We start from the raw sequence: 24,632 nt of genomic DNA, 5'->3' as shown, positions 1-24,632 counted from the left end.
CTATCCGAATGTTGCTAAATATTGCATCTGCCATTTACCCCCAACAGCTCCCCGCTCCATTTTGTGTCCTAATCGTAGCCCTAATTTAGGGAAGGTGCCCGGAGGGCGGAAGGGTTAAGCTACTCCAGTAGAAAAGCCGCGCTACACAAGCTAGAAAGGCCGCAGAAGTACCACTTAATACCAAAGAGCCCTGAATAGACAACAAAGAACTTATACTTTAAAATAATGCCTGTTCAGCCTTCCTAGAGAATAATATTATATGAATTGGTATAAGTTTCCAATAGTGACTGTAAATGAATCAGTCAAATAAATTCTTGCTGAATGACAGGTGGAAATTAAAATCTTCTAAAATCAATATCTGGTGATTAGGCTGTATTATTGATAATCAACAGAAAATAATAATCTTTTTAAGCTACTAAAGTCAGGGTTTTGGGAGTGGCGGCGGTTGCCAGCCGTTTGCGTATGCGGGAGAGCGAAACCGGGGTAATGCCCAGGTAATTGGCTACGTAATGCTGTGGTACACGCTGCAATAAATCGGGTTGTTTTTGCAGGAGTTCGCAGTAGCGTTCTTCGGGGCTTTGGGTAACAAAAGAAACTACTCTTTCTTCGTAGCAGCAAATCAGGTATTCGGCCACCAATCGCCCAAAACGTTCCATTTTAAGCGTCATGATGGGGTTTTGCACCAATGCTTGCAGCGATGTGTACGAAAAGCAAATGAGCGAAGCATCTTCCATGGCTTCGATGGTGGGGAAACTCGGGGCTTGTTTCAGAAAGCTTTGGTACGCGCTAATTAACTCGCCGGAGAAACAGAAATAATTACTAATTTCTACCCCGTTTTTTACGAAGAAAAAGCGGAATGAACCAGATAAAATAAAGCCAATCTCGTGGCAAACCTGACCTTGGGTTATTAACGCTTCCCGCTTCCGAATATTCCGCCGGTACAGGTGCTCCGCAAAAATATTCCATTCGGCATCGGTAAATATTACAAAGGCTTTCAGGCGCTGCCGGTAATGCGTTAGTTCTGCTGAAGTTAATGCTGCCATACCACAAACAAAATAATTAAACAGGCTTGAATATACCTTTTTTAGCGCGCTTATGCTTTAAATATTTTTACGGTGCCTTAATATTTAAACAGGCTGCTTCATTCCGCAATAGATATTCCGGATGCTGCAAGAAAAATATAACCAACTAGCGTAAGAATAGAAGATAGTTAAAACCGGAAACCCGAGGCAACCAGCTAAAAGTTAATAAACAAAACAACTGCGCGTTAGTTATTCTTTTTAATGAAGCTGTTTCGCATTTAGATAATTGGAGAAAACCGCTGCCCGTGCTGTGGAAGCACCAGCAAGAATTTTGGCAGTAGCTCAAGTATGGGCGGTGATAACACCACCCATGGCGCTAATGGCAGCTTATCCTGTTCCAAACAGAAATATTAAACAGCTTCTATGTAAAACCCTAAACAACAATTAATTTAAACTATGAAATTTATAAAGAAACAAGATGCCGCAACCGGCGAAGAAATACAGTTAGCCTATGCCGATTATGGGAAAGGACGCCCGGTAGTATTAATTCATGGCTGGCCGCTGAGTAAAGAAATGTGGGAATACCAGGTTAATGATTTGGTTAGCGCGGGTTTACGTGTAATTAAATACGACCGGCGGGGCTTTGGCCACTCGGCTAAACCCTGGGATTATTATGATTACGACACGCTTACCGATGATTTACATATCATACTGGAGCAACTGGATTTGCGGGATGCCGTTTTAGTGGGATTCTCGATGGGCGGGGGCGAAGCAGTCCGGTACTTGAGCCGATATGGCAATGACCGGGTTTCTAAGCTGGTTTTAATTAGTGCAGTTACCCCTTTTCTGGCTAAAACTCCCGACAACCCCGAGGGCGTAGACCAAAGTTTATTCGAAGAAATATTAGCTAACTTAAAAAAAGACCGGATCAGTTTTCTGGATGATTTTGGCAAAAAGTTCTTCGGAGTAAACTTAATCAGCCACCCGGTAAGTACGCCTTTACTCGAATATTACCGGATGCTGGCCTCAGTAGCTTCACCGCGCGCCACCGAACAATGTGCCATTGCTTTTGCCCAAACCGACTTCCGGAACGATGTGCAACAAATCAACGTGCCCACTTTAATTATTCACGGCGATGCCGACCAAACCGTACCCATTAAGGCCAGCGGCGACCGGACGGCTCAACTAATTTCGAATAGCCAATATTTGGTGTATGATGGGGCACCGCACGGGCTATTTTATACCCACAAAGAAAAACTGAACCAGGATTTAATTCAGTTTATTACCGCCTGAATATTCTGAAGTTAGAATTTGCACAATTATTGGATATACGATTAAATAAAATATTAAATTATTAAACCTTAGCCTTTTAGGTTCGTATAATAGGGTTGTAAGCTAACACAAAAACGTGGTAGCAAATAAAGAGAGGTTAGACTTAAAATGTTTAGCCTCTCTTTTTTGTGTCTGGCCTGATTAATATAGCGCAAGTAAATGCAGCCCCTTACAGGGGAGTAGGTGCTACCATAAGCTTTAGAGACTTGCAATGTAAATTGCCATGAAGGGGCATTATTTTCATGAAAGTTAAATTTTTTGTGGCTCTATTGCTATAATTAGTCTTAATGTTCCTGAATCTACTGCGTCATAATAGAAATGAGGATTGTTTAATGATGTTGTAATTACAGTTCTAATAACCTTTTTTCGAATTGATGTCATACATACAAATGATATGGGAATAACCACAAAAGGTAACCACCATATAGTAAAAAAAAGTAGGATGATAGATAATGGAATTGCTAATATTGATAACCAAGTTACTAAATCAAGTACAAGGTGCCATCCACTCATTGTTGAGTGAATTTTTAAAAGTGCATCAGCTTTTCTATAGTCTACTAAGGGTTTTATAAATTTATTATTGTAATATTTGACAAAATCTTCCCAGTTATGTTGTACAAAGTCCATTTAATATTTTCTGCTTTAATGATGTTAATAGATTTGTGGATATAAGAAGTAACTGCTTAATATATTTATTTTAAATTTTGTTCAATAGGAGTATTTTTGAATTCTTCTTTTAATGAGTTTGCTGATAGCAAATGGGACTGAATTGATATATTCCATTGTTTAGGTCTATTGATAAAATGCCCACAAACAACACAATCCCATGCTTCTTCTTTATCTTCTTTAGAGTGTATTGCGCACATTGAATGAAATGTACATTTCGGGCAAATTTTAGTTAGCCCATTAAATTTAGAATGAAACTCGGCAATCCATTTAATATCAGATTCGTAGTTACAAAAAATACATTTGACAGTGTTATTGTTTTTAAGAATAAATGCATCTTGCAGGCAATTATTACACTCAGAAAAGTAAAAGGTCTTTGGTTTATTAAATGTTTTATATTTTTCCTTTAATGTAAGAAGTCTGGTACTTACGTATTCTTTTACATATTTAAGTCTATTATCAATATCTTTTGTTCTGTCTTGATCTTCACAAAATGAAGAAAGAATATAGGTTCGGTAGAATTCAATAAAAATGTCAAGTCCAACAGATATTAAAGATACAAGTTCTTTTTTTTCTATATTTGAATGAAAATGGATTATTTTATTTCTTATTTTTCTTATTATTTCAATATCTCTTTTATGGCTAGGCTTAATGGGTGAAATGCTTTCAATTACTGCTAAACATTTTTCGAAGTTTAAACTCTTAAAATCTCCATTTAGCAATTTATTTGTATCAGCTTTGGAAGGTTCATAAAATAGTTTCTTCCAGTCAATAGAAGCAATTTTACTCTTTAACAATAATTCCACACTAGTTGTAATTGTAATAAGAGCAGCTTTTAATTCTTTATCATCAGCAATAATATACAAAGGATCTTCATTCCTTTTTAGAATTTCGATTGTTGGATGTAGAAGGTCAAACGCATTATCAAGTATATTCGCAGAAGTTTTAAAGTTTATTTCACAATTATCCATTTATATTTTAATTATTAAACTTGTACATAGCCCAAGTAGGTACCTCATTTCATTTAATTATATAGCCACGTACCTCCATTATATAAAATAATGCTAATATTTTATTGGGATTAATATAATTGTATTTGTTGGAATATCAAAATTATGAATAAATATTATACAATAGGTTGGTTGCATTCTTCGAGAAGGAACTATGGCACTTAAGGTGGTGGTAAATTATTCAACTAGCCATATTGGAGTTAATCTTCCTGGTTGCTATTATTCGCACCCAGCAACTCATCCACTATTCCCTGATAAAGATCTTCGTAAATAAGTTCGCCTTTTAGTAAGAATTTATGTGTATCCAGCAGTACCTCGTAAATGGGTAGGTTTATGTGTTTGGGTATTTTGTAAATGCGCGCGTCGCGCTTATCAAAGGGGGTGGGTACTTTGGAATTGAAGAAGTAAGGAATTAATATTTTAGAACAACTCAGGGCAATGCGGTGCACCTGGTGCTGGGCAAAATATTCCTGCAGGCGTTCGTTAATATTCTCGAAAAACTCTACGGTTTCGCCGAGCCGTACCCGGGAGCCGGCCCGGGATTTGCCTTTGGTTTTTAAGTGTTTTATCTGGCTTTTGCCTTGTTTCATGCGCACCATGTAGGCCCGGAGAACCTTGTGGTTTAAATTTACACCATTCTCGAAATAACCTACAGCACAACTCCCGGATTGAATAAGCAGAATAATATAATTTACTTTGGTTTGCGAGCCGGATAATAGCAGGTCGGGCGGCGGCATGGTAATGGGCAGCCGGAAATAAATTAATTCGTTTTGGTTTTGGTCCAGAATAATTAGCCGGTGCTTTTCGTAATCATATACCTGCGGGTAAGAACTTTGCAGTATGCGCTGTACTAACCCCAAAGAAGCTTCGCGCGAAAGAAAACGGTTCATTCGGTTTCCTCCTTTTCATTGCCCAGAATGTAGCCGTAGGGATGCAGTTGGGGTATTTCGTCGAAAATAACTTTTAAAATGGCAAATAAAGGCACAAACAATATCATGCCGGGTACGCCCCAAATTAAGTTACCCAATAATATTACCATAATGGTGGCCAAGGGGTTAAGCTTTACACGGGAGCCGGTAATGTAAGGCGTTAGCAGGTTAGCTTCCAGCAATTGGGTAACCATAAAAAATAATAAAATTACAACGGGGTACCACAACGAATCTTTTAACAAAAAAGCAAAAACAATAGGTAAAGCAATGCCCAAGAAAGAACCAAAATATGGTATTACACGCAGCAGCGCCGTAATTAAGGCAAAAAGTATGGCGTGTTCCAGGCCAATGGCCCAGAAACCCAGGGCATACACCACGGCCAGAATAGAAATAACCGTAAATGTGCCTTTAAGATAATCGTGCACAATGCGGGTAATCCGGAAAAGCACTTGTTTAGATTCTTTATAATCGTGAAACCAGTTTACTTTAATAAAGAAATTGCGGATGCGGTGCCGGTATACGAGCATGAAAAACGTGTAGGTGAGTATTATGAATATTACCAGCAGCAGGTAAAGGCTATCGATTAAAAAGTTTTTCAGGGCTTTGCCAATGGCTTTAAAAATATCGGGCTTTTTTTGTTCCAAAATAGCATTCTGCTCATATTCCGAAATATCGGTGGTTTCGTACAATAGCCATTGCAGCCGCGCTGTTTTTTCTTTTATTTTCAGCTCCATTTCGGGTAAATCGGTCCGGAGATATTCTATCCGGTTATAAACCACCAGGCTTACCAGCGCTAACACCACCAGCAATAGCAAAATAGCTGCCATGGCCGCCGTTGATTTTTTTAGTCCGTAATGTTGCAGCTTTTTGGCGAGCGGGTACAACAGCATGGCAAAAAAAATGGCCACGGCCACCGGAATCAGAAACAGCCGCCCCAGGTAAAGCATAAGCAATACCAGAAATATTGAAAGCAGAAATTTGTTAAGCTGGTTTAAATCTATCCGTTTGGTATTCATCTGTAAACAAAACTTAACGGAAAATACAAAGGGATGTTTTTACCGGAAAGCCCGGGAAAGAAATATTTGAAGCGGTAAAAAATTGCTTTAGCGCCTAGCAAACTGGTTTTACTGCTTTTTGCCGGGTAAAGTAGGCTTTTGCCGGATCTTCGAAGCGGCAGAACAAATAACCAATAGTCAGGCAAATAAGCAGGTTTAGCAGCAGGTAATCTTTTTGGTTAATTAAGCCAAAATATACAATCTGCACCAGAAAAATATGGTAAGACGATTTGCCCATTGCGGCCAGAAATTTCAGAAACCAGTTTTCGGAACGGTTAGGCAAGGCTTTAAACAACAAGAACGTCATAAAAGCGGCGTAGCTAAAAGTTAACACATTCTGGGTTTTCCATTCTTCTTTTATCTGCGGAATATCGAGGTAGCCGTACGTAATCTCCAGCAGGTAAACGCAGCTTATAAAGGCGGCACTGGTAATTAGTATTATTTTGGTGGCCCTGAATGGCCGGATAACTACCTTAGACAAAACCAAACCAAACGCAATAGCCGAAAAATAACGCGGAAAGGCCGCGCTGTACAAATAATTATTACGGGTAAATAAATGCAGATTAACACTAATGAGCAGAAATATTACCTCTAGCACCACCAGTAAAATTAACACGGTAAGCGGATGCCACTTAAACAAATATTTAAATAACGGCAGCAGCAGGATAGACTGGAAAGTAAGCGTAATAAAATAATTGCCCGGACCGGCTACCGGTAATATTCCCATTAAATTAGAAGCCCGGAACTCTATTTTGTATTGTCCGGTAAACCAATACCATACGTACCCCAGCACAATCGATAATACAAAAATGACCAGAAACGGAATGCCAATGCGCTCGAATTTCTTTTTAAAATACGTTTTGGTGTATAAATCGGCAAGCTGGGGTTGTTTATTGCCTATCGACATGCCGGCATTCAGGCCCATGATAATAATAAACAAAGGCACCGCCTGCCAAATGTGCAAAATAGAGTAAGTATCTAGCAGTACTTCTTCGTTTACCGAATGCAGAATTATTACCGCAATAATGGCAAAGCCTTTAATTACATCTATCTGCTGGTATTCTTTACGCATGGTGCTTAGGGGCGGTAATATTTACAGGCGTTGGCTAATTAAGGTTTTTAGGGTTTATTAGAAAAATGATATTGCTCAAATAAGGATAGTTTTGCTATTTTATGGTTATAATATTATTAGCCTTTTCCTTCTTTCCGGATACCGGATCGGCCTTAAGTTTTGATTTTATGGCGTTAAACAAGGTTTTTGGTTATTATTTAACTATAACCAGCAGCTAGCGTTTTTGTTGTTCGTTCAGCCACAATAGGGTAGGGTTATACACCAAATCGTGCACACCTTCGAACAACACCAGTTTTACGTTACCCGATTCTCGCACCAAATGCACTTTCGGATCAGCGGGACCAAAATAAGTTTCGGCGTTAGAACTTTTCAGGCTGGGCGGCACCGCTTGATTTTTTAAGATATAATTTATTTGTTCTTCGGTAAACCGATCGTCTTCGTTGGCCAGCAGGTTAAAAGCCCGTAAAGCATGGTCGGGGGGAACTAGAATATCTTTAATGCCGTGCGCAATGTAAATAGGTACGTTTATCTTTTGGCTTAAATGGGCAATTGGGCTGCGTTTTTTGGTTTCTTCCGCAGCTTTTTCGCTTTGGGTTGGGTCGCCGCCTGCCGCCGCTACAATTTGTTTGCGGTATTTTCGGCTCGGGAATTTAGCATTATATTTATACCAATCCAGAATATCCACCACGGGCACCCAAGCAGCTACGCCAGCCCAAATTTCGGGATGGTGACTGACCGCCAGCAACGAACCCATGCCGCCGCCCGAGGCCCCGGTAACATAAACCCGGCTGGCATCTACGTTGGCATTTTTCTTGGCATAATTTACCGCATCCACAATATCCTGAATAGCCAGTTCAGAGCCCATGGCTTCGGGGGTTTGGAATATGCCCCGGTAATTAGGTTGAATAAAGACCCAATCGTATTTTTTAGCCCATAAGCAAAACGGAATACTGGCTTGCTGTAAATATTCGTCGCTCCAGCTATGCAGCACTACCAGCAGCGGCTTCTTCTCGGCACTGCCCGAATTAAAAAACAAAGCGGGTTCCTGTTTGCCGTCTTTGGTAGAAGTAACCTTAATATTTTGGATTTCGGGTATTGCTTTTTGCCAGGCTTGCAAACTTTGGGCCGAGAAGGACACGTATTTGCGGGAAGTGGTATATTCCGGCATCCGGGCTACTTCTTTTCTGGCCGGACTAACCGTTTCGGTTGCGGTGGCGCTATCGGGAGCGGCCGTACCGGGCTTTCCCGGTTTTTCTTCGATTGTAGCAGAAGTCTCCGCCGCATTTTGTTCGGGTTTGTGCTCGTTGGAGCACGCGGCCCCCAAAAAAGTAAAAAAAGCACTTAAGCAAATTAAATATAATCGTGGCATACGAGCGGTCTTCTGTTTCATAGGTAACCAATGCTTGGTTTAATCTTTTGCCTCAAGTACGACTTAATCAATGTTTTAGATTTGGGTTTGGTTGCAATAAAATTTACTTTTAGAAAGGTTATGAGTTAAAATTAGACAAGGTTGTTTAGATTATTGTTCTGAAAATAATATCAAACCACCTCTGCCCCTCTTTAGCCAAGGAGTTGCGGCTAATGCAAAACTTAGGCCTATCAAAGCATTAGCCGCAACTCTTTCCCTAATTTAAGAAAGGTGCCCGGAGGGCGGAAGGGTTAATATTTTACAGAAGGAAAGTAAGCTTTACTGGTTAGGCAAAAGCTGGTTTTAAGAAAAGACTTTTAATTATTCCTGATAGCCGGGGCCGTATAGGAGACCGCCATTGCGAGCGCCGGTATGCTTGCCTTCGGCCAGGGTTAGTTGCCCGTTTACCAGTACATATTCTACGCCTTTGGTGTATGCGTGCGGTTTTTCGAAAGTACTTAAGTCTTTTATGGTATTGGGATCAAACACCACAATGTCGGCAATCAGGCCTTTCCGGAGCAAACCCCGCTCGGTTAAGCCAAACTTTTGTGCAGGCAACGAAGTCATTCGCCGGATGGCATCTTCCAGCATAATAATTTTGCGGTCGCGGACATAGTGGCTCAGTACCCGGGCGTTGGTGCCGTAACTGCGCGGGTGCGGTACGCCTACGCCAAATTCCCGCAAGCCCCCATCAGAAGTTACCATGGTAAAAGGATATTGCAGAATATATTCCACGTCGGCTTCGTTCATGCTGTGAAATACCATTTGGGCGCTTTCTTTTTCGGCTAAATCCAGGATGGTTTCAATCTCCGCCGGAATAGTTTTGGGCCGTTTCAGCAATTGGTTTATCTGCGAAATATTTTTGCCATTGTAAGCCGGGTTGGCTTTATAGCTGGCTACTACAGCATAACTAAAATCGGGGCGCTGGCGCCGTTTCATGTCGCCCACCATTTCGGCAATAATTTTTTTGCGGATAGCCGGTTTACGAAAATTGGAGCTAATATTATTTTGTCCGCCGGCTAAAGCCCACGACGGAATTAAGGTATAAATAGTAGTGCTGCTGGCGGTGTACGGGTATTGGTCGATGGTTACTTCCAGGCCTTCTTCCCGTGCTTTTTTTATCATGGCCAAGGTTTCATTCGAGCGGTTCCAGTTGGGTTTGCCTATTTTAAAGTGCGATACTTGCACGGGCATACCGGTTTTACGGCCAATATTCAGGGCTTCGTCGATGGCTTCGAATATTTTATTGGTTTCGTTGCGGATGTGCGAAGTGTAAACGCCCTGGTATTTGGCAGCAGCTTTGGCTAAAGCAACAACTTCGGGGGTGCCGGCATACGTGCCGGGTGTGTAAATCAGGCCGGTAGAAAAGCCCATAGCTCCATCCTGCATGGCTTTTTCCACCAGTAGTTCCATCTGGTTTAATTCTGTTGGAGTAGGTTGGCGGTTATCCATTTTCATTACGGCTTTCCGCACATCGTTGTGCCCAATAAAGCTACCAATGTTAATGGAAAGTTTGAGGCTATCTAAATACCGGTAATATTTACCAATATCGGTGTTGGAAATACCGCAGTTACCGGTAATAATAGAAGTTACGCCATCGTAAACAAAATTTTCCGCTTGGGGAGCGGCTTTTTCATCGCCTTCAATGTGGGTATGCACATCTATAAATCCGGGCGCGATGACCTTTTTATTTACATCAATAATTTTTTTGGCCGGAATATTCAAGGAGGTGCCAATGGCAATAATGCGGTCGCCTTGCACAGCTACATCGCCGTAATACCACGAGTTACCGGTGCCATCAATAATTTTGCCGTTCTTCAGCAATAGGTCGGACTCCGCTACCTGAATTTTGGGTTCAGGCGCATCCTGAACATCCTGAACAGTAAATAATGCCAGCAGGGCTGTAAAAAATAAATACAGTATGAACATCATCTTAGGGCTTACTACCAAACTATTATTTTTAGATAAAAGTTTGCGTGATTACCAGCACGAAGAACTATACCTCCGGGTATTACCTATTTTACTAAAAGTAAAACGGTTCTACGGCTATTACCTTAATAAGATATAATGTAAATACTTAATACAAATTGCAGCTTACCGGCTTTACTTTAAGTCAATAAGAATATACAGCCGCTGCTTAAACCCATCATCAGGAAAGAAGCTTAATTAGCGCATCTCAGAATCGGCATTTAGTAAAGCTTTGGCTTCTTTGGTGCGTTTGCTAATTTTTAATGTTCTTTTTACTTCCTGCAGGTCTTGGGTAATATCTATCAGGGAGCGCATCAGGCCTATCTGAATATTCTGCCGAAAATCTGGGTTAGAACACAACCGAATAGCACTTTCGGGACAAATGTCTAATTTATATTGGATAGTACCGGTTAACTCGCTTAGGTAAGGCAGCAAGGTTAAGTTACAGTAAGTAACTTTTTCTTCGTTTTCAAATAAAATACCAACGGCGTTCCGGTGGTTATGCTGCAAAATAAAATACTTGAACTGGCTAAGGGAAATGGTAGTGGTGTTTTTCATACCCTTAAAGTACTGGTAAAATTTTAATTGCAAATAATTTAACAAATATTCGATAATATTGAAATATTGGTAATTATATTGAAAATTATTAAATGTATTATTAGTATAAATTGATTTATTGTCTTTTTTTGAATGTATAGGGTTTTTATCTGAATTAATTTCAAAATTATCCAGTAATTATTATAGCGTATTAGCTATTCTGCTGTAGGTTAGCGCATAAAATTTAGATTACTTGCTGCTTTTAATGAGCCGTTAGTTAGCAGAGAACTAAGTAATTTCTTGAAAATTGAAGAGAGGATTTGTAAAAAAAGTCGTTAACCTGGTTAGAAACTAAAACAGAAATTAATGTACCAGCTTTTATTTGCTGTTAAATATTCAGGTTGCATACCAACTAACCTGAATACCATGACTACACCCGGTTTTTAGATTTTCCCAATCACGTTTTGAAATATTAATTACCTAAAACCTACTTGTGCCCGGTTAAGAAAAGCTACAACTGACTAATTCAATGGCTCAAAAAAATCAAATGCAGTGGGTACTTAACAAAAGCATAACATACATCTGGTTATCTTAACCTATTCATAATACCGGCTTAATTTTCAGGTAAAGTAGGGGTTCTAGTTTTGCACCGAGACTAAAACAGAACCTTTAATGAAATCTATTTTACTTTTACTCACCATCTTAACAGGTGCCATTTCTTCGTTTGCCCAGCAGGGTACCATTGCTGGCAAAGTAAAAGACAAAACCACAAACGAACCCATTATTGGCGCTACAGTGGCTATCACCAGCACTTCTCAGGGAGCAACCACCGATTTTGCCGGTAATTATACTATTTCGCTGGCCCCTGGTACCTATAAGGTGTCGGTTACTTATGTTTCTTACAAGCCCCAGGTTTTTGAAAATGTACAGGTAACTGCCGGTAACACCACCTCCCTAAATATTACCCTGGAAGAATCGGCCACCGCCTTAGAAGCCGTTACGGTTACGGCCGCGAGGCAAACCAATACTGAGGTAGCATTAATTAATGAGCTCAAAAGCAGCAACGTGGTGGTAAGTGGCATGTCGGCGGAGCAGATTGTGCGGGCCCAGGACCGAGATGCGGCCGAAGTAGTAAAACGCATACCCGGCATTACCATTATGGATAACCGCTTTATTGTGGTGCGCGGCTTAAGCGAGCGGTATAATTCCGTTATGCTGAACGATGCTTTAACGCCAAGTTCTGAGGTAGATGTGCGGGCATTTTCGTTCGATATTTTACCCACCAGCGTTATAGACCGGGTGTTAATTTATAAATCGCCGGCCCCGGAATTACCCGGTGATTTTGCAGGCGGCGCGATAAAAATATATACCAAAAATACGGTTAACGAAAATGCCGCATCGTTTGGTTTTTCTACATCTTACCGGGGTGGCACTACCTTCGAAAACTTTAACACCTATGCCGGCAGCAAAACAGATTTTCTAGGCTTTGATAACGGTACCCGAAAATTACCAGGCAATTTCCCTGCTACTTCGGCTTTTCAGGGAGATTTAACAAATGCGCAAAAGGCTGAATATGGTAAATTATTACCCAATATCTGGAAGTTTAACACCGCCACGGCCGCGCCAGATTTACGCTTAAATTTTGGTTTAAACCGCCAGTTTACTATTGGCGGTAAAAAACTAAGCAGCATTACGGCCCTTTCTTATACCAGCGCCCGCCAGCATTTATTTATTACGCGTAACAATTATACCCGCTACGTGCCCGAACGCGGTAAAGAATTAAACTGGTCGTACCAGGATGATTTATCGAGCCAGACTACCCGCGTGGGCTTGTTGCAGAACTTTTCGTTAAGCCTGAATCCTAAAAACAAGCTGGAATTCCGTAACCTGTTTAACCAGATTGGGATTGATGAGGCTACCGTACGGGAAGGCAGACAGCGCGATTATTTTGATGAAGAAGAAAAAAATTATTTTCTACGCTACGAAAGCCGCAGCATTTTTACGAGCCAGTTACAAGGCTCGCATACCTCTGGCAACGATAAAAATATATTTACCTGGAACGCCGGTTACAACTATATTGGCCGCCAGGAACCAGATTTACGGCGCGTAAGAACTACCCGCCAGGTTAGCAGCGAAGGCCCTTACGAGCCGGTTATTCCTACTGCTTCCAGCTCTGCCGCCAATGCCGGCCGCTTTTACTCCAACTTAACCGAGAAAGGATTTATTGCCGGCGGCCAGCTAGAGCATATTTTTGGCGCGCCTGATTCAACAGATGCCGAAAAGAATCTGCGCCTGAAAGTTGGGTTTTACACCGAAAGAAAAGACCGGCAGTTCGATAGCCGTTATTTTGGGTATATTTTCCCGTTTGGCAGTACCGCCGACCGCGATGCCATTACCCGCCAGCCCCTCGAAAATACTTTTGCTCCTGAAAACCTGGACGCTACCAACGGCATTATGCTGGATGAACTTACCCGCATAAACGACCGTTACAGCGCTTCGAATACCTTAAGAGCTGGTTACCTTTCCTTGGCCAAAACCCTAAATAAATTTACGTTGTACGGCGGCGTACGCGGCGAATACAATTACCGAAAATTAATTGCCGAAGATTTTTCGGGCAATGCCAACGTAGATGATCCGCAGTTTTACCTGTTGCCTTCGATTAACACCAGCTACAATTTTAACCAGCGCTCGTTGCTGCGCCTGGCCTACGGCATGACCATTAACCGCCCCGAATTCAGGGAACAGGCCAGCTTTAGTTACTACGATTTTATCGAGAACGCTTCTATTAGGGGAAACAGCGCTTTAAAAACGGCCACCGTACACAACCTGGATATGCGCTACGAGTTTTACCCCAGCCCTGCGGAATTATTATCGGTAGGCGTATTCTACAAAAAGTTCTTTAACCCCATCGAAACCATTATTCAGTCGGGTTCCGGTTCTACGCCCATCTACAACTTTGCCAATGCCAATAAAGCAACCAATGTGGGCGTAGAGGCCGAGGTAAGAAAATCGTTGCGCGATATTTCCCAATCCACGCTAATTCAAAATCATTCCCTGGTACTGAATGCTTCTTACATACATAGCCGCGTAGATTTGGGTACCAACGCCGATGTGGCCGTGCAGGATCGGGAAAGAGCCTTAATGGGGCAGTCGCCTTACATTATAAACGGCGGCTTGTATTACCAGAACGATGAAAAAGGCTGGCAGTACGCTTTACTCTACAACGTATTAGGCAAGCGCATTTACCGCGTAGGTTCCGCCGATACCAACCCCACCGTTTACGAAATGCCGCGCCAGGTAATGGATGTAAGTGTTACTAAAAACTTCAAGAACGGCATCCAGTTAAAAGCCGGCGTGCAGGATATTTTTAACCAAAGCTTCCGGTTTATTCAGGACACCGACCTAAACGGCAAAATAACCAGTTTCGATGATGCTATCCGCAACTATAACAAAGGAACTTATACCACTTTGGGCATTAATTATAATTTCTAAAACAACACCAAACAAACCTTTCTATTGAAAAACTAATTATGAAAAACTTATCTAAATTATTATTTGGGTTCCTGGCGATTATAGCTTTTAGCTGCGACGACGATAAAACGGAACCACAACCGGTAACCAAAACAGAGCAAGAACTAAAAGGCTCTATTACAACCAATACTACCTTAAAAGCCAGTACTGTTTATACCCTGAGCGGTTTTGTTTATGTAGAAGACGGCGCTACTTTAACCATTGAGCCCGGCACTATTATTAAAGGCGGACCGAAAGCCAGTAAAGGCACTCTCATTATTAAAAGAGGCGCCAAAATAATGGCCGAGGGCACGAAAGAAAAACCCATTGTTTTCACTTCTTCTCAGCCAAAAGGCAGCCGCGCCCCCGGCGATTGGGGTGGTTTGGTAATTACGGGTAAAGCCCGTCACAATCAAGCCTCCGATCCGGTTATTGAAGGTGGCCCGGATGCCCGCTACGGCGGTACCAACGACGATGATAATTCTGGAGTGTTAAAATACGTGCGCATTGAATTTGCCGGTGTGGCTTTAGAACAAGACAAAGAACTTAATGGCCTCACCATGGGTTCGGTGGGTTCCGGTACCCAAATAGATTACGTGCAGGTTTCTTACGGCGGCGATGATGCTTTTGAATGGTTTGGCGGTACCGTTAGCCCGAAACATTTAATTGCCTACAAAACCACCGATGATATGTTCGATACCGATTTCGGCTTTACCGGCAAGGTGCAATATGCCCTGGGTATTAGTGACCCGAATTTATCGGATTTGGCTGGTGCGTCTAACGGTTTTGAATCTGATAACGATGCGGCCGGTTCTACGAACCAACCTTTAACCACGGCCGCTTTCTCTAATGTTACCTTGGTAGGCCCCATTAATCCAGTGGCAGGGCAGAAATTTGGCCAAGGCGCACACCTGAAAAAAGGAACCAGCTTATCGATTTATAATGCTGTTATTACCGGCTGGGCCAAAGCTATTACCATTGATGGCGTTTCTTCGGAAGGCTATGCTAAAAGCGGCAGTTTAAATATTAAAAATACCGTGGTAGTTGGCACCGTTAGTAAAACCGGTACCTCTGAGTTCGACGCCAATGCCTGGTTTACCACGGCTGCTTTTAATAACCAAACTAAAACCCAAACGGAGTTAAGCTTAGGAACGGCCGCACCTTTTCTGCCGGCTAGCGGTTCAATGTTGTTAACCGGCGGTGCCAATGTGCCGGGCTTCGAAAATACCAACTTCCGGGGTGCTTTTGGTGGTACCAACTGGACAGAAGGCTGGGCAAACTGGGACCCGCAAAACACCGACTATTAATATTGACGATAATAAATTGCGCATCTGAAGGGTGAGAATAGGATGCTGCAATAACACAGCTTAGCAGCTTAGTCTCCTGCTTGGTCTGTGGAGCCTGCCAGTTTCTGGCAGGCTTTTGTTTTTTATACCATCAGTATTCTTGTGTAGTAATTTATCTCTGTTGGCCTGGTTGAATTTGAGTTTCCATAATTATGCCGGGAGGGTAAAGCGGGTATATTTTGGGACTTGCCTGAATTTTAGCCAACTATGAATTAGCGGGTACGTATTTATATTAAGCTAAGAATATATTCAATTCCTGTATTCACAATAAAAAGATAAAGTTATGGGCAAAGGAAAGAAAAAGAAAAATAAGAAAAACAAGAATAAATCTTTTTACAAATCGGTGAAACCATTTATTAAGGATAACCGGGTACTGTATTCTATTTTGGGGGCAGTAGGTGTTGGCGTGGCCTTGGCTTCTGCTTTTGGCACCGAAAAAGGCCGGTCTGTGGTCGATAAACTTACTTCGGCCGTAAAAGATTTAGTACCCGAGCAACTAACCGCCGATAATGCCGAACCGGAAGTTACCGTTCCGGAAAGAAAAATTAAATCAACCAAGCAGCAGTTTGCAGCCGAGTAAAAGGTTCGGCACTGAACGCTAATATATACGGCTATTATAAAACGAAACTTACGCTTAGGTGTTTACTACTGGGTCATCCTGAGCTTGTCGAAGGATCTATAACAGCATTATAAATTTTATTTAGATCCTTCGACAAGCTCAGGATGACCACGATAATGTAAGTGCAATACCCAAATAATACTGGTATAATATTTACGACTAGCTATAAAAGAATATTTCTGAATTTATCAGAAATAAAAAACCACTGCTCTGACTAGAGAGCAGTGGTTTTTTATTGGAAGCCTGTATTCTTAATTATTTTCCTGCAACGTAGCCAGGAAACTTACAACATCCCGGATTTCGCGCTTGGTAAGCAAATATTGCATATTGGGCATGCTCGATGGGGCATTGGTGCGTTTGGCTACCTGATCTTTCCGGACTACGGTGTTGGGCTGGTCGCCTACTTTTACGGTTAGTTCTGTATCGGTTTCGCCTTGCAATACCCCACTCACGGTTTTGCCATTTTTCAGCGTTAAATTAACCATACCAAAGCCGGGGGCTAACCGGGCACTGGGGTTTATCAGGGCTTCCAGTAATTGCTCGCGGCTTAGGCGGCTGGCTACGCCGTTTAACCGCGGACCGGCATTGCCGCCCAAATCGTCGTAAGAATGGCAGCGAATACATTGGGCAGTCTGGTGCCGGAAAAATATTCTGCGGCCTAAATCTGCTTCGCCGCCAAATAAAGTACCTTTAAAAGAAGCCGCCGAAGCATCCGGCGATAATTTAGCGGTAATGGCTTTATGCCGGGCGATTAATTGTGGGGAGCGCGTGCTGTCAATGGCTTCGGCTAACTCCAGATGTATTTCGGGGGCTAGTTTGCCGGTTTCCATTTGCTGCAATAATCCGGTAAAGACTTTCTGGGTGTTTGTAACCGGCAGTTTACCCAAGGTTACCAAAGCAGCTTGCTTTTCTTCGGCGGTGCGGGTATTTATAACATCGGTAAGCAAGCTAACCATTAAATCCTTCGACATGTTGGTTTTGGCTAACAAGTCTAAAGCCGCAACGCGCACACTTTTCTCCTGGTCCGATAAGGCTTGTTCAATGGCTTTGCCAATTTGTTTGTCTTCTAAAGCAGCCAGAGCCCGCAACGCTTCTACCCGTACTTTAGGGTCTTTATCTTCTTTCAACCGCGAGAATAAAGCCGTAGAAGCTTGTTCCAGACGCAGCTTGCTAATGGCTTTAATCGCGCTCATGCGTAAGGACTGTTGCTGGTGCGCTGCTAAGGTAATAAATGGTTCGGTAGTGGCTTTCCGCACGGCTTGCGCGTCGCGCTGAATTTCTCCGCGGTAGCGGCCATCTACCCGGTCTAATACCGATGGCTTGGCCCAGGTGCTTAGTGCGTCTATTGCTTCGGCGCGCATGGCAACCGGACTGCCTTCTTTCCGGGCGTAATTAATCAGGTTTTGCATGGCTTCGGGGGTACCTACGCGCAGGTTAGCGTTAATAGCCCGCCGCAGCAATGCTTCGTTCGTAAATTTCGTTTGCTGTAACACGTTGCCTAAAGCCGGTAAGGCTTCTTTAATCGATAAGTCGTCGTTAATGGCGCGGGCTGTTTCGGTTACAATATATTCATCCTGGTCCGAGAGGAAGTTGGCTACACCGGGGTGGCTCATCCGGCGCAGTGCCACCACGGCGGCAAGGCGCAAAGCCCGTGATGGATGATTGGATAACGCCACGATTGGTTCGGCTTTGTTAATACGGGCCAAGGCCAAACTACCCGCGTGCCGGATATAAGTATCTTCGTCGTTGTTGGCAATCAGCAGTTGAATGAGCGGGTTAATGGCTGGCTCGTAGGCTATGCGGCCTAAAGCCTCGGCAGCAAAGAAACAGGCCCGGCTATTATTGTCTTTTAATACCGGTAGTAAGGCTTTACCCGCCTCCGCGTAACGCACATCGCCAATCCACTTAGCAGCTTGCGCCCGAATTTCCGGATCTTTGTCTTTTAACAACGGCAGCAAAGTTTTGGCATAGCTTTTATCCTGGCGGGCCAATTGGCTGATACCCCAGATGCCGTGCACGCGGGCCAACTGGTTTTTCGTTTGTTTAATATTTTTCCGGAAAATAGCGGCTCCTTTGGAACCCCGCTTGGCAAGTTCAAACTGGGCTTTTTGCCGTACCCGCATGTCGGCGTTTGCCAGTAAATTGCTTAAATAATTCTCGTTCTGCTTGGTAAAATCTTCGGCCAGTAATTTTTTGGTTTGCTGCCGTTCGGCCCAGTTTTCGCCGGCTTTATCGTCGAGTTTCCAGATGCGGCCGTATTCTTTGGTGTCCCAGCCATCGATCCAGTCGGCCACGTACATAGCGCCATCCGGCCCAAAATCCATACCGGTAGCCAGCACGCCGCCCATTATTTTTTTCGTTTCGCCTAATTCAAAAGTAGCGCCTTTGGGCTTAAGCTTAAACGCATGAATACCCGAGCGCGCCGGGCTACCCACGAACTCGGCCACAAAAAAGGTGTTTTTATATTTAGGGCTAAGAGCCGTACCCGGATTATACAAAAAGCCGGAAGGGCCGCTCACGTAGTTGGTAATAGGTGGGGTAATATAAGCGGCTTGTCCTTCAAAACGAGGTTTAAACAACTGCTCGTCCATCCAGACTTTATAAATATTATTATTTGGGTCGCGGTATTTGCCGTACTGCCAGTTGCTGCGCCAGCCGGTATCGGAGCCGTTTACAATGTAAACCAGCCGCTCTTTTTCGCCGGGGTGGTCGCCGTCGTTGTCTTCGCTAATTAAGTTGCCGTATTCGTCGAAAGCAAACTCGTGGGTATTGCGTACGCCGTGCGCAAACACTTCAAAATCGCTGCCATCGGGGTTAGAACGCACAATAACGCCGCTGTTGGGGTATTCCCATTTCTGACCGTCGGGTCCTTTGCCGTTAAAACCAATATCGCCAATTTGCCAATAAATTTTGCCATCAGGCCCCATTTCTAGCCCCGACATGCCGTGGCCCCCAAAACCTACGTGAATGCCGTAACCGTGCGAAATAGAAGTTTTTTCATCGGCAATGCCGTCGCCGTTTTTATCTCTTAAGCGCCATAAATCCGGGGCAACTGCCACAAAAATATCGCCGTTGTAGGTCATTACGGAGCCCACCACATCGGTTACCTCTTCGTGAAAATCTTCTACTACCAACTGGCTTAAATCGGCCACGCCGTCGTTGTTCGTGTCTTCCAGGCGGTAAATGTGTTCTTTTTCTACGGTCATGTCGCGCCAGTCGTGCGAGCCGTCGCCGTTCAGGTCTTTCAGCCATTGGTTTTTCAGGCTGTTGGCTGGCGATAATACGCTGCGCAGAAAAGCCCGTTTTTCTTCTACGGTTTGCAGTTTTATAGAAGGAATTTCCCAATCCTGATGGCCCCGAATATCGAACTCCGAATTTTTTTGCCGGTTGGTGCGGGTATAATACAAATGGCCCACATCATTCATGTGAATCCCAATCGGGTCGGCCACGAGCGAATCTACGCCCCAAAGTTTCAGGGTAAGGCCTTCGGCGAGTTCGGGTGTAACTAACGCTTCAATAGATTTGGCCAGGGCAACCGCTTCTGCGGGCACCATACGCTTGATGCGCTTGCCTACAGGATCGTCGTTGGTGAAGCCAGCCAGTAAAAGCGCGGGCAACAGCGCCGCTGCCCAGTAACGTTTTTTATTCTTAGTGAAAATGGTTAAACCTTTTTTCATTTTTATGGTGGATATGGTAATTATTGGCTATTGTGGTATTAATTAAATATTAGGGTTATTCAGGAGTAAATATTGGTTATTGGTTAGTTGCACGCCAGAATATTTCTTCAAACTAAAGATTAGATTTTAATTATATCAAAAATAAACGGTTAAATATTTAAAACAATAAGGATTGTTTGCCAATAGTGGTTTGGGTATAATGGTTTAAGGCTGTTAAGTTATTGCTGTTATGTGTTTTATGCTTTTTGAGCTATAAACAGTAGCCAATCGAAAACCAAATTTGTAAATCTAAGTAGCCTTTAAGGTAGGTATTGGGGTCAGAAGTATTAATATTCAGGTAGCGGCCATAGCCTAAACTACTTTGTCCATCCAGCATAAATTTGTTTTTGGTAAAATAAGCAAGTCCTAAAGACCCACCGCTCCGGATAGAATTTGCAGAAAAATTCCTGTCAGGGTAACCTAAAAAACCAGTATTATCTACCTGGCCAGTTGTTTGAATATTTCGCTTTAAATTCCCGACATAAACTGCGGCATAGGAGCTCAGGGCTCCGTAGTCAAGGCCAACGAAATATTTTTTTGCTCTTACCAATAACCCGTGGTATTTGTATTGGTCAGTTAGTAATAAATTATCAAATTGTCCTTGTACAAAAGATACTTCGGTGCTAAAAGTTTTGCTAAAGGCTTTTTCAACAGAAAAGGTGGGGCGCTTAGCGAGTAGGCTTAATAGGTTTGTTTTTACAAATAAGCTTTTGGTTAACGGTTTGGCTGGCTCTTGGGCACTTGCAGCACTTGTTACCAGCATAAACAGGAGTAAAGTAAAGGATTGCTGTAAAATGCGCATAATAGCAGAATAAGCAGCTGAATATTAATAGGTTTCTCTTTACAAGTTAATCATTATTAGCCAATATTTAACTGCAGGAAGAATTTAAAAGCTTCCGGAAATTAATTTTTACAGCGCATCTTACCCGAAAAAGCATTCGCAAACTAAAGCCCGAAACAAACGCTTTATTAAATATTGCCCAGTTTTTAGGATTGAAAAGTGTACTTTCTTTTAAAATGGGTAACGCTTAAAATTCTGGTAAACAAAAATTCCGGTTTCGTCGATTGAATTAGCCGTTCCGTCGATTGAGCTGTTTTTTTTAAGCTTTCCTGGGGTTTTAAAAGGTTTTCGGCACTTGGTTTGAACTAAAGAGCACAACCAGGTTAAGTAACCCGGCTAGCAAAAGAAAAATTAAAACCATAAAACTAAAGAAGATGAAAAAGTACGTAGCCATGATTGCCTTAGGTTTAGCCACCATAGCTGGCACCACTTATGCCCAGAATGCTCCCCAAAGAGAAAACCGGAATAATTACGAAAACCGTAACGACCAGAATAGGGGCGACAGAAAACAAAAAGGGGAGTTCCGCCGGAACGCCGACCGTCGGGCTAATATTTCGCCGGAAGAAAGAGCTAACCGCCGCACCGAAAAATTAAGTCAGCGCCTGGATTTAAGCAAAAAGCAGCAAAAACAATTACAGGCCTTAAACCTGAAACAAGCCCGCGAAATGGAAAGCTTCCGCGGCCAGCGTAACCAGCCGGGTACCCGTAACCAAAATAACCGGGAAGAAATGAAACGCCAGCACGCCAGCTACGAAAAAGAACTGAAAAGCATTCTGAACAAAAAGCAATACGCTAAATACCAGGAAGACCGCAAGCAAATGCAGGCCCAGCGCGAAAACCGCAATAACCTCAACGGCGATAACAACGGCCGGTTCAGAAGACAAAATAACGGTTAAGGCAATATATTAATAAGATTGGGTAGCTCTGGGTTAAGATAGGTAGCATATAGCTTCTTCCCTGAAATAAGAAAAAAGCCGCCCAAACCAAGTAAACATTTATTGCTGTTATGCCGGAAGAATCGGCTGCTTAAATAAGGCAACTGATTCTTTCGGCATAACTTTTTTAATAATATTATTACTGGAAATAATATTTTTGGCAGCCGATTTAGAGCGCAAAGGTGGTTAGCGCCAATAGTAAATTCTTTATTACATTTACTTAACCGAAATATTTTGTAAACCTCTATTCTGCAAAAAGATGAGCACCGATAAGAAATATTACTTTTTAAAGTTAAATCCGCCCCGGGCTAGTTTTGTAAGCGATATGAACGACGAAGAAAGAAATATTATGCAAGCGCACATTGCTTACTGGACACCCTTTGTTAACGACGGGACAGCATTGGTACTTGGGCCAGTGATGGACCCAAAAGGTGCTTACGGGGCAGCGGTGGTCCGGGTAGATAGCGAAGATATGCTGAACGAAATAATTGAGAACGACCCAGCCAACGGACTTAATACTTATGAAGTTCATCCGATGGTGGCGGTAACTAAATATTAATTGCCCAGATTACTTTAAACTAAAAATTAGAAAAAGATTAACCAACTGCTTAACCTAATTCAGGGCCGGCAATAGCATATTGAAAATCCGGATTTCCTGGGTAAAGCAATTGGCCGCGGTACATGCGGAGGAAAGTGCGCTGCGGCGTAAACCCTAATTTTTCCAGTATTGCCAGCCAGGTTTTGTTATGAGTACCTGTATCGAGTATAAAAGACTTACCCGGTGCAGTGCCCAGCGCGGCCAGCAGTAACGAGTGGGCATCTTCGGGATTTTGGGCCACTATAGGACCAAGCTGTTCAAAATAATGGCCGTGCCGACCCAAACAATAGCCGGTAATTTCCTGGCTTTTTTTTGTATACCAGGCATATTCCGGCGCGTTAAGGCTTAAGTAGTTTAAAATGGCCTGGCGGTCAGCTCCAAAAACGGGCGCATCCAGCAAAGCTAAGCGGTTAAGCACAGATGGCGTTACGGGTTCAGGTTTTAACAATGGTAGGGGTATTGGACTTAAGTTTGTTCGTTGCATGCGGATTATTTCCCGTTCGGCTACAAACCCTAGCTTTTCGTACAATTGGCGGCCCTGCGGCGTAGCATCCAACCGGATTGTGCCTTTGTTTTCGGCTTGTTTAATGGCGGCCGTTAGTAAGGCCTGGCCAATTCCCAAACCACGAAATTGGGGATCTACCAGCACCATGCCTATCCAGCTAAACCGTTCCGGGTAAAATAAGGTGGTTAGCGTTCCTGCGTCTTTTCCGCCGTAAGAAGCAGCAAAATTTCCTCCTTCCCCGGATTTGATCAAAAATTCCCAGTCTTTTTCCAGTTGGTTCCAGTGAGCCAGTTCTTTCAGCCGCATTCCCAGGGGAATGTCGGCTAGTGTTAAAGACCGGAGCTTAATTTCAGGGGCGGGCAGTGGCATGAATGAAATATTCTAGGTTATATTAACGACGAACTTTCAGGTGCCCGGTAACTAATTCCGGTAGGCTTATTACCCTCCTGGTGAATATAATTAAAAGGGTCCTGTTTGGTACATAAAGATTTCTCATTGCTCCGGAATAAGAAAACGATACATCTGTCCATAAAAATACTGATTTAATTCAAATGCCCTCAATCAGTTTTCGAGATCGTTCCCGGTAACGATTGCACAAAAAAATCCTGGCATTCAGTTTTTTCCCGGTTAAAAACTATGTACACTTGTTTATTAGACGAGGTGTACCTTGCGGTTTAATTAAAAATGTGGAAGCTTTACAACTTCTTTCATCACCTAAAATTTAAAAATGAATATTCAGGATTTATTTAATCTGAGTGGAAAAATAGCCTTGGTAACCGGGTGCAACAAAGGAATTGGCAAAGGTATGGCGCTGGCTTTAGCCCAGGCCGGGGCCGATATTATTGGGGTTTCGGCTTCTATGCCGGCCACGGGCAGCGAAGTAGAGCAAGCAATAACTGCCTTGGGCCGGAGTTTTCGGGCTTATACCTGCGACTTAAGCAACCGGGCAGCCGTGGAATCTTTTTTAGTACAACTCTTAACTGAAAATCCGCGCATTGATATTTTAATAAATAATGCCGGTATGATTTTAAGAAAACCCGCCGCCGAACACGACGATGAACTCTGGGATAAAGTGCTGGCCGTTAATTTGGATGCACCTTTTATTATTTCCAGGGAAGTAGGCCGCCAAATGATTCAGAATGGTTCGGGTAAAATAATATTTACCGCTTCGCTGCTTACTTTTCAGGGAGGTATTAATGTGCCGGGTTATGCCGCCAGCAAAGGCGCTATTGGTAGTTTGGTAAAAGCCCTTTCTAACGAGTGGGCCGGTAAAGGAATAAATGTAAATGCCATTGCTCCCGGTTATATTGCCACCGACAACACCGAAGCCCTCCGCAACGACCCCGAGCGGAGCAAATCTATTCTGGATCGGATTCCGGCCGGTCGCTGGGGCACCCCCGACGATTTTGCCGGTGCTACCATCTTCCTGGCTTCCCGCGCTTCCGATTACGTGAATGGTACCATCTTAACCGTAGACGGCGGCTGGATGGGCCGTTAAGAATTTAATTATTTATACATTTAATAATTGCCGGTCGTTAAAACTTAAAGTTTAGCCAATATTTA

General features: G+C 43.0%; 21 protein-coding genes. 8 read left to right on the top strand and 13 right to left on the bottom strand.

The features are described from left to right. Positions 1-407: 407 nt before the first annotated feature. Complete coding sequence (locus F0145_RS20775; RefSeq protein ID WP_150091560.1) at positions 408-1,043, bottom strand: Crp/Fnr family transcriptional regulator; 636 nt, start codon at positions 1,041-1,043, stop codon at positions 408-410. A gap of 435 nt (positions 1,044-1,478) precedes the next feature. Here F0145_RS20775 and F0145_RS20770 point away from each other — a divergent pair, with 435 nt between their 5' ends. Then, entirely contained in the window at positions 1,479-2,315 is an 837-nt protein-coding gene (locus F0145_RS20770) for an alpha/beta fold hydrolase (protein ID WP_150091558.1), read from the top strand. 288 nt (positions 2,316-2,603) lie between these two features. On the opposite strand, the gene F0145_RS20765 is transcribed toward F0145_RS20770, so the two are convergent. From F0145_RS20765 to F0145_RS20735, 7 genes are all read right to left on the bottom strand, one after another. Next, positions 2,604-2,981 (bottom strand): hypothetical protein, encoded by a 378-nt coding sequence (locus F0145_RS20765; protein ID WP_150091556.1) that lies wholly within the window; start codon positions 2,979-2,981, stop codon positions 2,604-2,606. 65 nt (positions 2,982-3,046) lie between these two features. Further along, the gene (locus tag F0145_RS20760; protein ID WP_150091554.1) at positions 3,047-3,991 is read right to left on the bottom strand and encodes a DUF3644 domain-containing protein; all 945 of its coding nucleotides are present in this window, start codon (positions 3,989-3,991) and stop codon (positions 3,047-3,049) included. Positions 3,992-4,230: 239 nt separating this feature from the next. Further along, the gene (locus F0145_RS20755; protein WP_150091552.1) at positions 4,231-4,920 is read right to left on the bottom strand and encodes a hypothetical protein; all 690 of its coding nucleotides are present in this window, start codon (positions 4,918-4,920) and stop codon (positions 4,231-4,233) included. Beyond that, positions 4,917-5,975 (bottom strand): AI-2E family transporter, encoded by a 1,059-nt coding sequence (locus tag F0145_RS20750; protein ID WP_150091550.1) that lies wholly within the window; start codon positions 5,973-5,975, stop codon positions 4,917-4,919. Before F0145_RS20750 ends, F0145_RS20755 begins: the two co-directional genes overlap by 4 nt. Before the next feature lie 94 nt (positions 5,976-6,069). After that, positions 6,070-7,086: an acyltransferase family protein gene (locus F0145_RS20745; protein ID WP_150091548.1), complete on the bottom strand. Its 1,017-nt coding sequence runs from the start codon at positions 7,084-7,086 to the stop codon at positions 6,070-6,072. Positions 7,087-7,300: 214 nt separating this feature from the next. Further along, positions 7,301-8,476, bottom strand: a complete 1,176-nt coding sequence (locus F0145_RS20740; protein ID WP_150091546.1) for an alpha/beta hydrolase family protein — start codon at positions 8,474-8,476, stop codon at positions 7,301-7,303. 339 nt (positions 8,477-8,815) lie between these two features. After that, positions 8,816-10,426, bottom strand: coding sequence for an N-acyl-D-amino-acid deacylase family protein (locus F0145_RS20735; RefSeq protein ID WP_223816182.1), 1,611 nt, complete (start codon positions 10,424-10,426; stop codon positions 8,816-8,818). Between F0145_RS20735 and F0145_RS26310 the strand changes: the two genes are divergently transcribed. Beyond that, positions 10,416-10,562 (top strand): hypothetical protein, encoded by a 147-nt coding sequence (locus F0145_RS26310; RefSeq protein WP_190277608.1) that lies wholly within the window; start codon positions 10,416-10,418, stop codon positions 10,560-10,562. The two genes, F0145_RS20735 and F0145_RS26310, sit on opposite strands and share 11 nt — an antisense overlap. A gap of 98 nt (positions 10,563-10,660) precedes the next feature. Here F0145_RS26310 and F0145_RS20730 read toward each other — a convergent pair whose 3' ends face one another. Continuing rightward, positions 10,661-11,020 (bottom strand): hypothetical protein, encoded by a 360-nt coding sequence (locus F0145_RS20730; protein WP_150091544.1) that lies wholly within the window; start codon positions 11,018-11,020, stop codon positions 10,661-10,663. A 651-nt stretch (positions 11,021-11,671) separates the two neighbouring features. Between F0145_RS20730 and F0145_RS20725 the strand changes: the two genes are divergently transcribed. The 3 genes from F0145_RS20725 to F0145_RS20715 all read left to right on the top strand — a co-directional run bounded on the left by F0145_RS20725 (position 11,672) and on the right by F0145_RS20715 (position 16,435). Next, on the top strand, positions 11,672-14,491 hold the full coding sequence (locus F0145_RS20725; RefSeq protein WP_150091542.1) for a TonB-dependent receptor: 2,820 nt from the start codon (positions 11,672-11,674) through the stop codon (positions 14,489-14,491). Positions 14,492-14,529: 38 nt separating this feature from the next. Continuing rightward, positions 14,530-15,816 carry a T9SS C-terminal target domain-containing protein gene (locus F0145_RS20720; RefSeq protein WP_150091540.1) on the top strand — a complete coding sequence of 429 codons (1,287 nt, stop codon included), beginning with the start codon at positions 14,530-14,532 and terminating at the stop codon, positions 15,814-15,816. Positions 15,817-16,138: 322 nt separating this feature from the next. Continuing rightward, a complete protein-coding gene (locus F0145_RS20715) occupies positions 16,139-16,435 on the top strand; it encodes a hypothetical protein (RefSeq protein WP_150091538.1) in 297 nt (98 codons plus the stop codon). A 290-nt stretch (positions 16,436-16,725) separates the two neighbouring features. Here the strand turns inward: F0145_RS20715 and F0145_RS20710 are convergent, their stop codons facing one another. Both F0145_RS20710 and F0145_RS20705 read right to left on the bottom strand, forming a co-directional pair. Further along, complete coding sequence (locus F0145_RS20710; protein ID WP_150091536.1) at positions 16,726-20,151, bottom strand: HEAT repeat domain-containing protein; 3,426 nt, start codon at positions 20,149-20,151, stop codon at positions 16,726-16,728. Between the two features lie 250 nt (positions 20,152-20,401). Then, positions 20,402-20,992, bottom strand: coding sequence for a DUF3575 domain-containing protein (locus F0145_RS20705; protein ID WP_150091534.1), 591 nt, complete (start codon positions 20,990-20,992; stop codon positions 20,402-20,404). 413 nt (positions 20,993-21,405) lie between these two features. Here F0145_RS20705 and F0145_RS20700 point away from each other — a divergent pair, with 413 nt between their 5' ends. After that, positions 21,406-21,927: a DUF4890 domain-containing protein gene (locus tag F0145_RS20700; protein ID WP_150091532.1), complete on the top strand. Its 522-nt coding sequence runs from the start codon at positions 21,406-21,408 to the stop codon at positions 21,925-21,927. Positions 21,928-22,225: 298 nt separating this feature from the next. Further along, the gene (locus tag F0145_RS20695; RefSeq protein ID WP_150091530.1) at positions 22,226-22,525 is read left to right on the top strand and encodes a YciI family protein; all 300 of its coding nucleotides are present in this window, start codon (positions 22,226-22,228) and stop codon (positions 22,523-22,525) included. Between the two features lie 49 nt (positions 22,526-22,574). Here the strand turns inward: F0145_RS20695 and F0145_RS20690 are convergent, their stop codons facing one another. Further along, positions 22,575-23,438: a GNAT family N-acetyltransferase gene (locus F0145_RS20690; RefSeq protein WP_150091528.1), complete on the bottom strand. Its 864-nt coding sequence runs from the start codon at positions 23,436-23,438 to the stop codon at positions 22,575-22,577. Between the two features lie 17 nt (positions 23,439-23,455). Then, complete coding sequence (locus F0145_RS26305; RefSeq protein ID WP_190277607.1) at positions 23,456-23,599, bottom strand: hypothetical protein; 144 nt, start codon at positions 23,597-23,599, stop codon at positions 23,456-23,458. A gap of 197 nt (positions 23,600-23,796) precedes the next feature. On the opposite strand from F0145_RS26305, the gene F0145_RS20685 reads away from it, so the two are divergent. After that, entirely contained in the window at positions 23,797-24,567 is a 771-nt protein-coding gene (locus F0145_RS20685) for an SDR family oxidoreductase (RefSeq protein ID WP_317133198.1), read from the top strand. Positions 24,568-24,632: the final 65 nt, after the last annotated feature.

The sequence above is a fragment of the Adhaeribacter rhizoryzae genome (assembly GCF_008629685.1).
In the GTDB taxonomy this organism is placed as follows: Bacteria; Bacteroidota; Bacteroidia; order Cytophagales; family Hymenobacteraceae; genus Adhaeribacter; species Adhaeribacter rhizoryzae.
The sequence above is the reverse complement of the archived record's forward strand: the minus strand, read 5'-3'. Positions and strand labels throughout refer to the sequence as shown.

Coding starts and splice junctions, on each gene's coding strand:
- F0145_RS20775 (WP_150091560.1), bottom strand. CDS start 1,043: ATGGCAGCATTAACTTCAGCAGAACTAACGCATTACCGGCAGCGCCTG.
- F0145_RS20770 (WP_150091558.1), top strand. CDS start 1,479: ATGAAATTTATAAAGAAACAAGATGCCGCAACCGGCGAAGAAATACAG.
- F0145_RS20765 (WP_150091556.1), bottom strand. CDS start 2,981: ATGGACTTTGTACAACATAACTGGGAAGATTTTGTCAAATATTACAAT.
- F0145_RS20760 (WP_150091554.1), bottom strand. CDS start 3,991: ATGGATAATTGTGAAATAAACTTTAAAACTTCTGCGAATATACTTGAT.
- F0145_RS20755 (WP_150091552.1), bottom strand. CDS start 4,920: ATGAACCGTTTTCTTTCGCGCGAAGCTTCTTTGGGGTTAGTACAGCGC.
- F0145_RS20750 (WP_150091550.1), bottom strand. CDS start 5,975: ATGAATACCAAACGGATAGATTTAAACCAGCTTAACAAATTTCTGCTT.
- F0145_RS20745 (WP_150091548.1), bottom strand. CDS start 7,086: ATGCGTAAAGAATACCAGCAGATAGATGTAATTAAAGGCTTTGCCATT.
- F0145_RS20740 (WP_150091546.1), bottom strand. CDS start 8,476: ATGAAACAGAAGACCGCTCGTATGCCACGATTATATTTAATTTGCTTA.
- F0145_RS26310 (WP_190277608.1), top strand. CDS start 10,416: ATGAACATCATCTTAGGGCTTACTACCAAACTATTATTTTTAGATAAA.
- F0145_RS20735 (WP_223816182.1), bottom strand. CDS start 10,426: ATGATGTTCATACTGTATTTATTTTTTACAGCCCTGCTGGCATTATTT.
- F0145_RS20730 (WP_150091544.1), bottom strand. CDS start 11,020: ATGAAAAACACCACTACCATTTCCCTTAGCCAGTTCAAGTATTTTATT.
- F0145_RS20725 (WP_150091542.1), top strand. CDS start 11,672: ATGAAATCTATTTTACTTTTACTCACCATCTTAACAGGTGCCATTTCT.
- F0145_RS20720 (WP_150091540.1), top strand. CDS start 14,530: ATGAAAAACTTATCTAAATTATTATTTGGGTTCCTGGCGATTATAGCT.
- F0145_RS20715 (WP_150091538.1), top strand. CDS start 16,139: ATGGGCAAAGGAAAGAAAAAGAAAAATAAGAAAAACAAGAATAAATCT.
- F0145_RS20710 (WP_150091536.1), bottom strand. CDS start 20,151: ATGAAAAAAGGTTTAACCATTTTCACTAAGAATAAAAAACGTTACTGG.
- F0145_RS20705 (WP_150091534.1), bottom strand. CDS start 20,992: ATGCGCATTTTACAGCAATCCTTTACTTTACTCCTGTTTATGCTGGTA.
- F0145_RS20700 (WP_150091532.1), top strand. CDS start 21,406: ATGAAAAAGTACGTAGCCATGATTGCCTTAGGTTTAGCCACCATAGCT.
- F0145_RS20695 (WP_150091530.1), top strand. CDS start 22,226: ATGAGCACCGATAAGAAATATTACTTTTTAAAGTTAAATCCGCCCCGG.
- F0145_RS20690 (WP_150091528.1), bottom strand. CDS start 23,438: ATGCCACTGCCCGCCCCTGAAATTAAGCTCCGGTCTTTAACACTAGCC.
- F0145_RS26305 (WP_190277607.1), bottom strand. CDS start 23,599: ATGGACAGATGTATCGTTTTCTTATTCCGGAGCAATGAGAAATCTTTA.
- F0145_RS20685 (WP_317133198.1), top strand. CDS start 23,797: ATGAATATTCAGGATTTATTTAATCTGAGTGGAAAAATAGCCTTGGTA.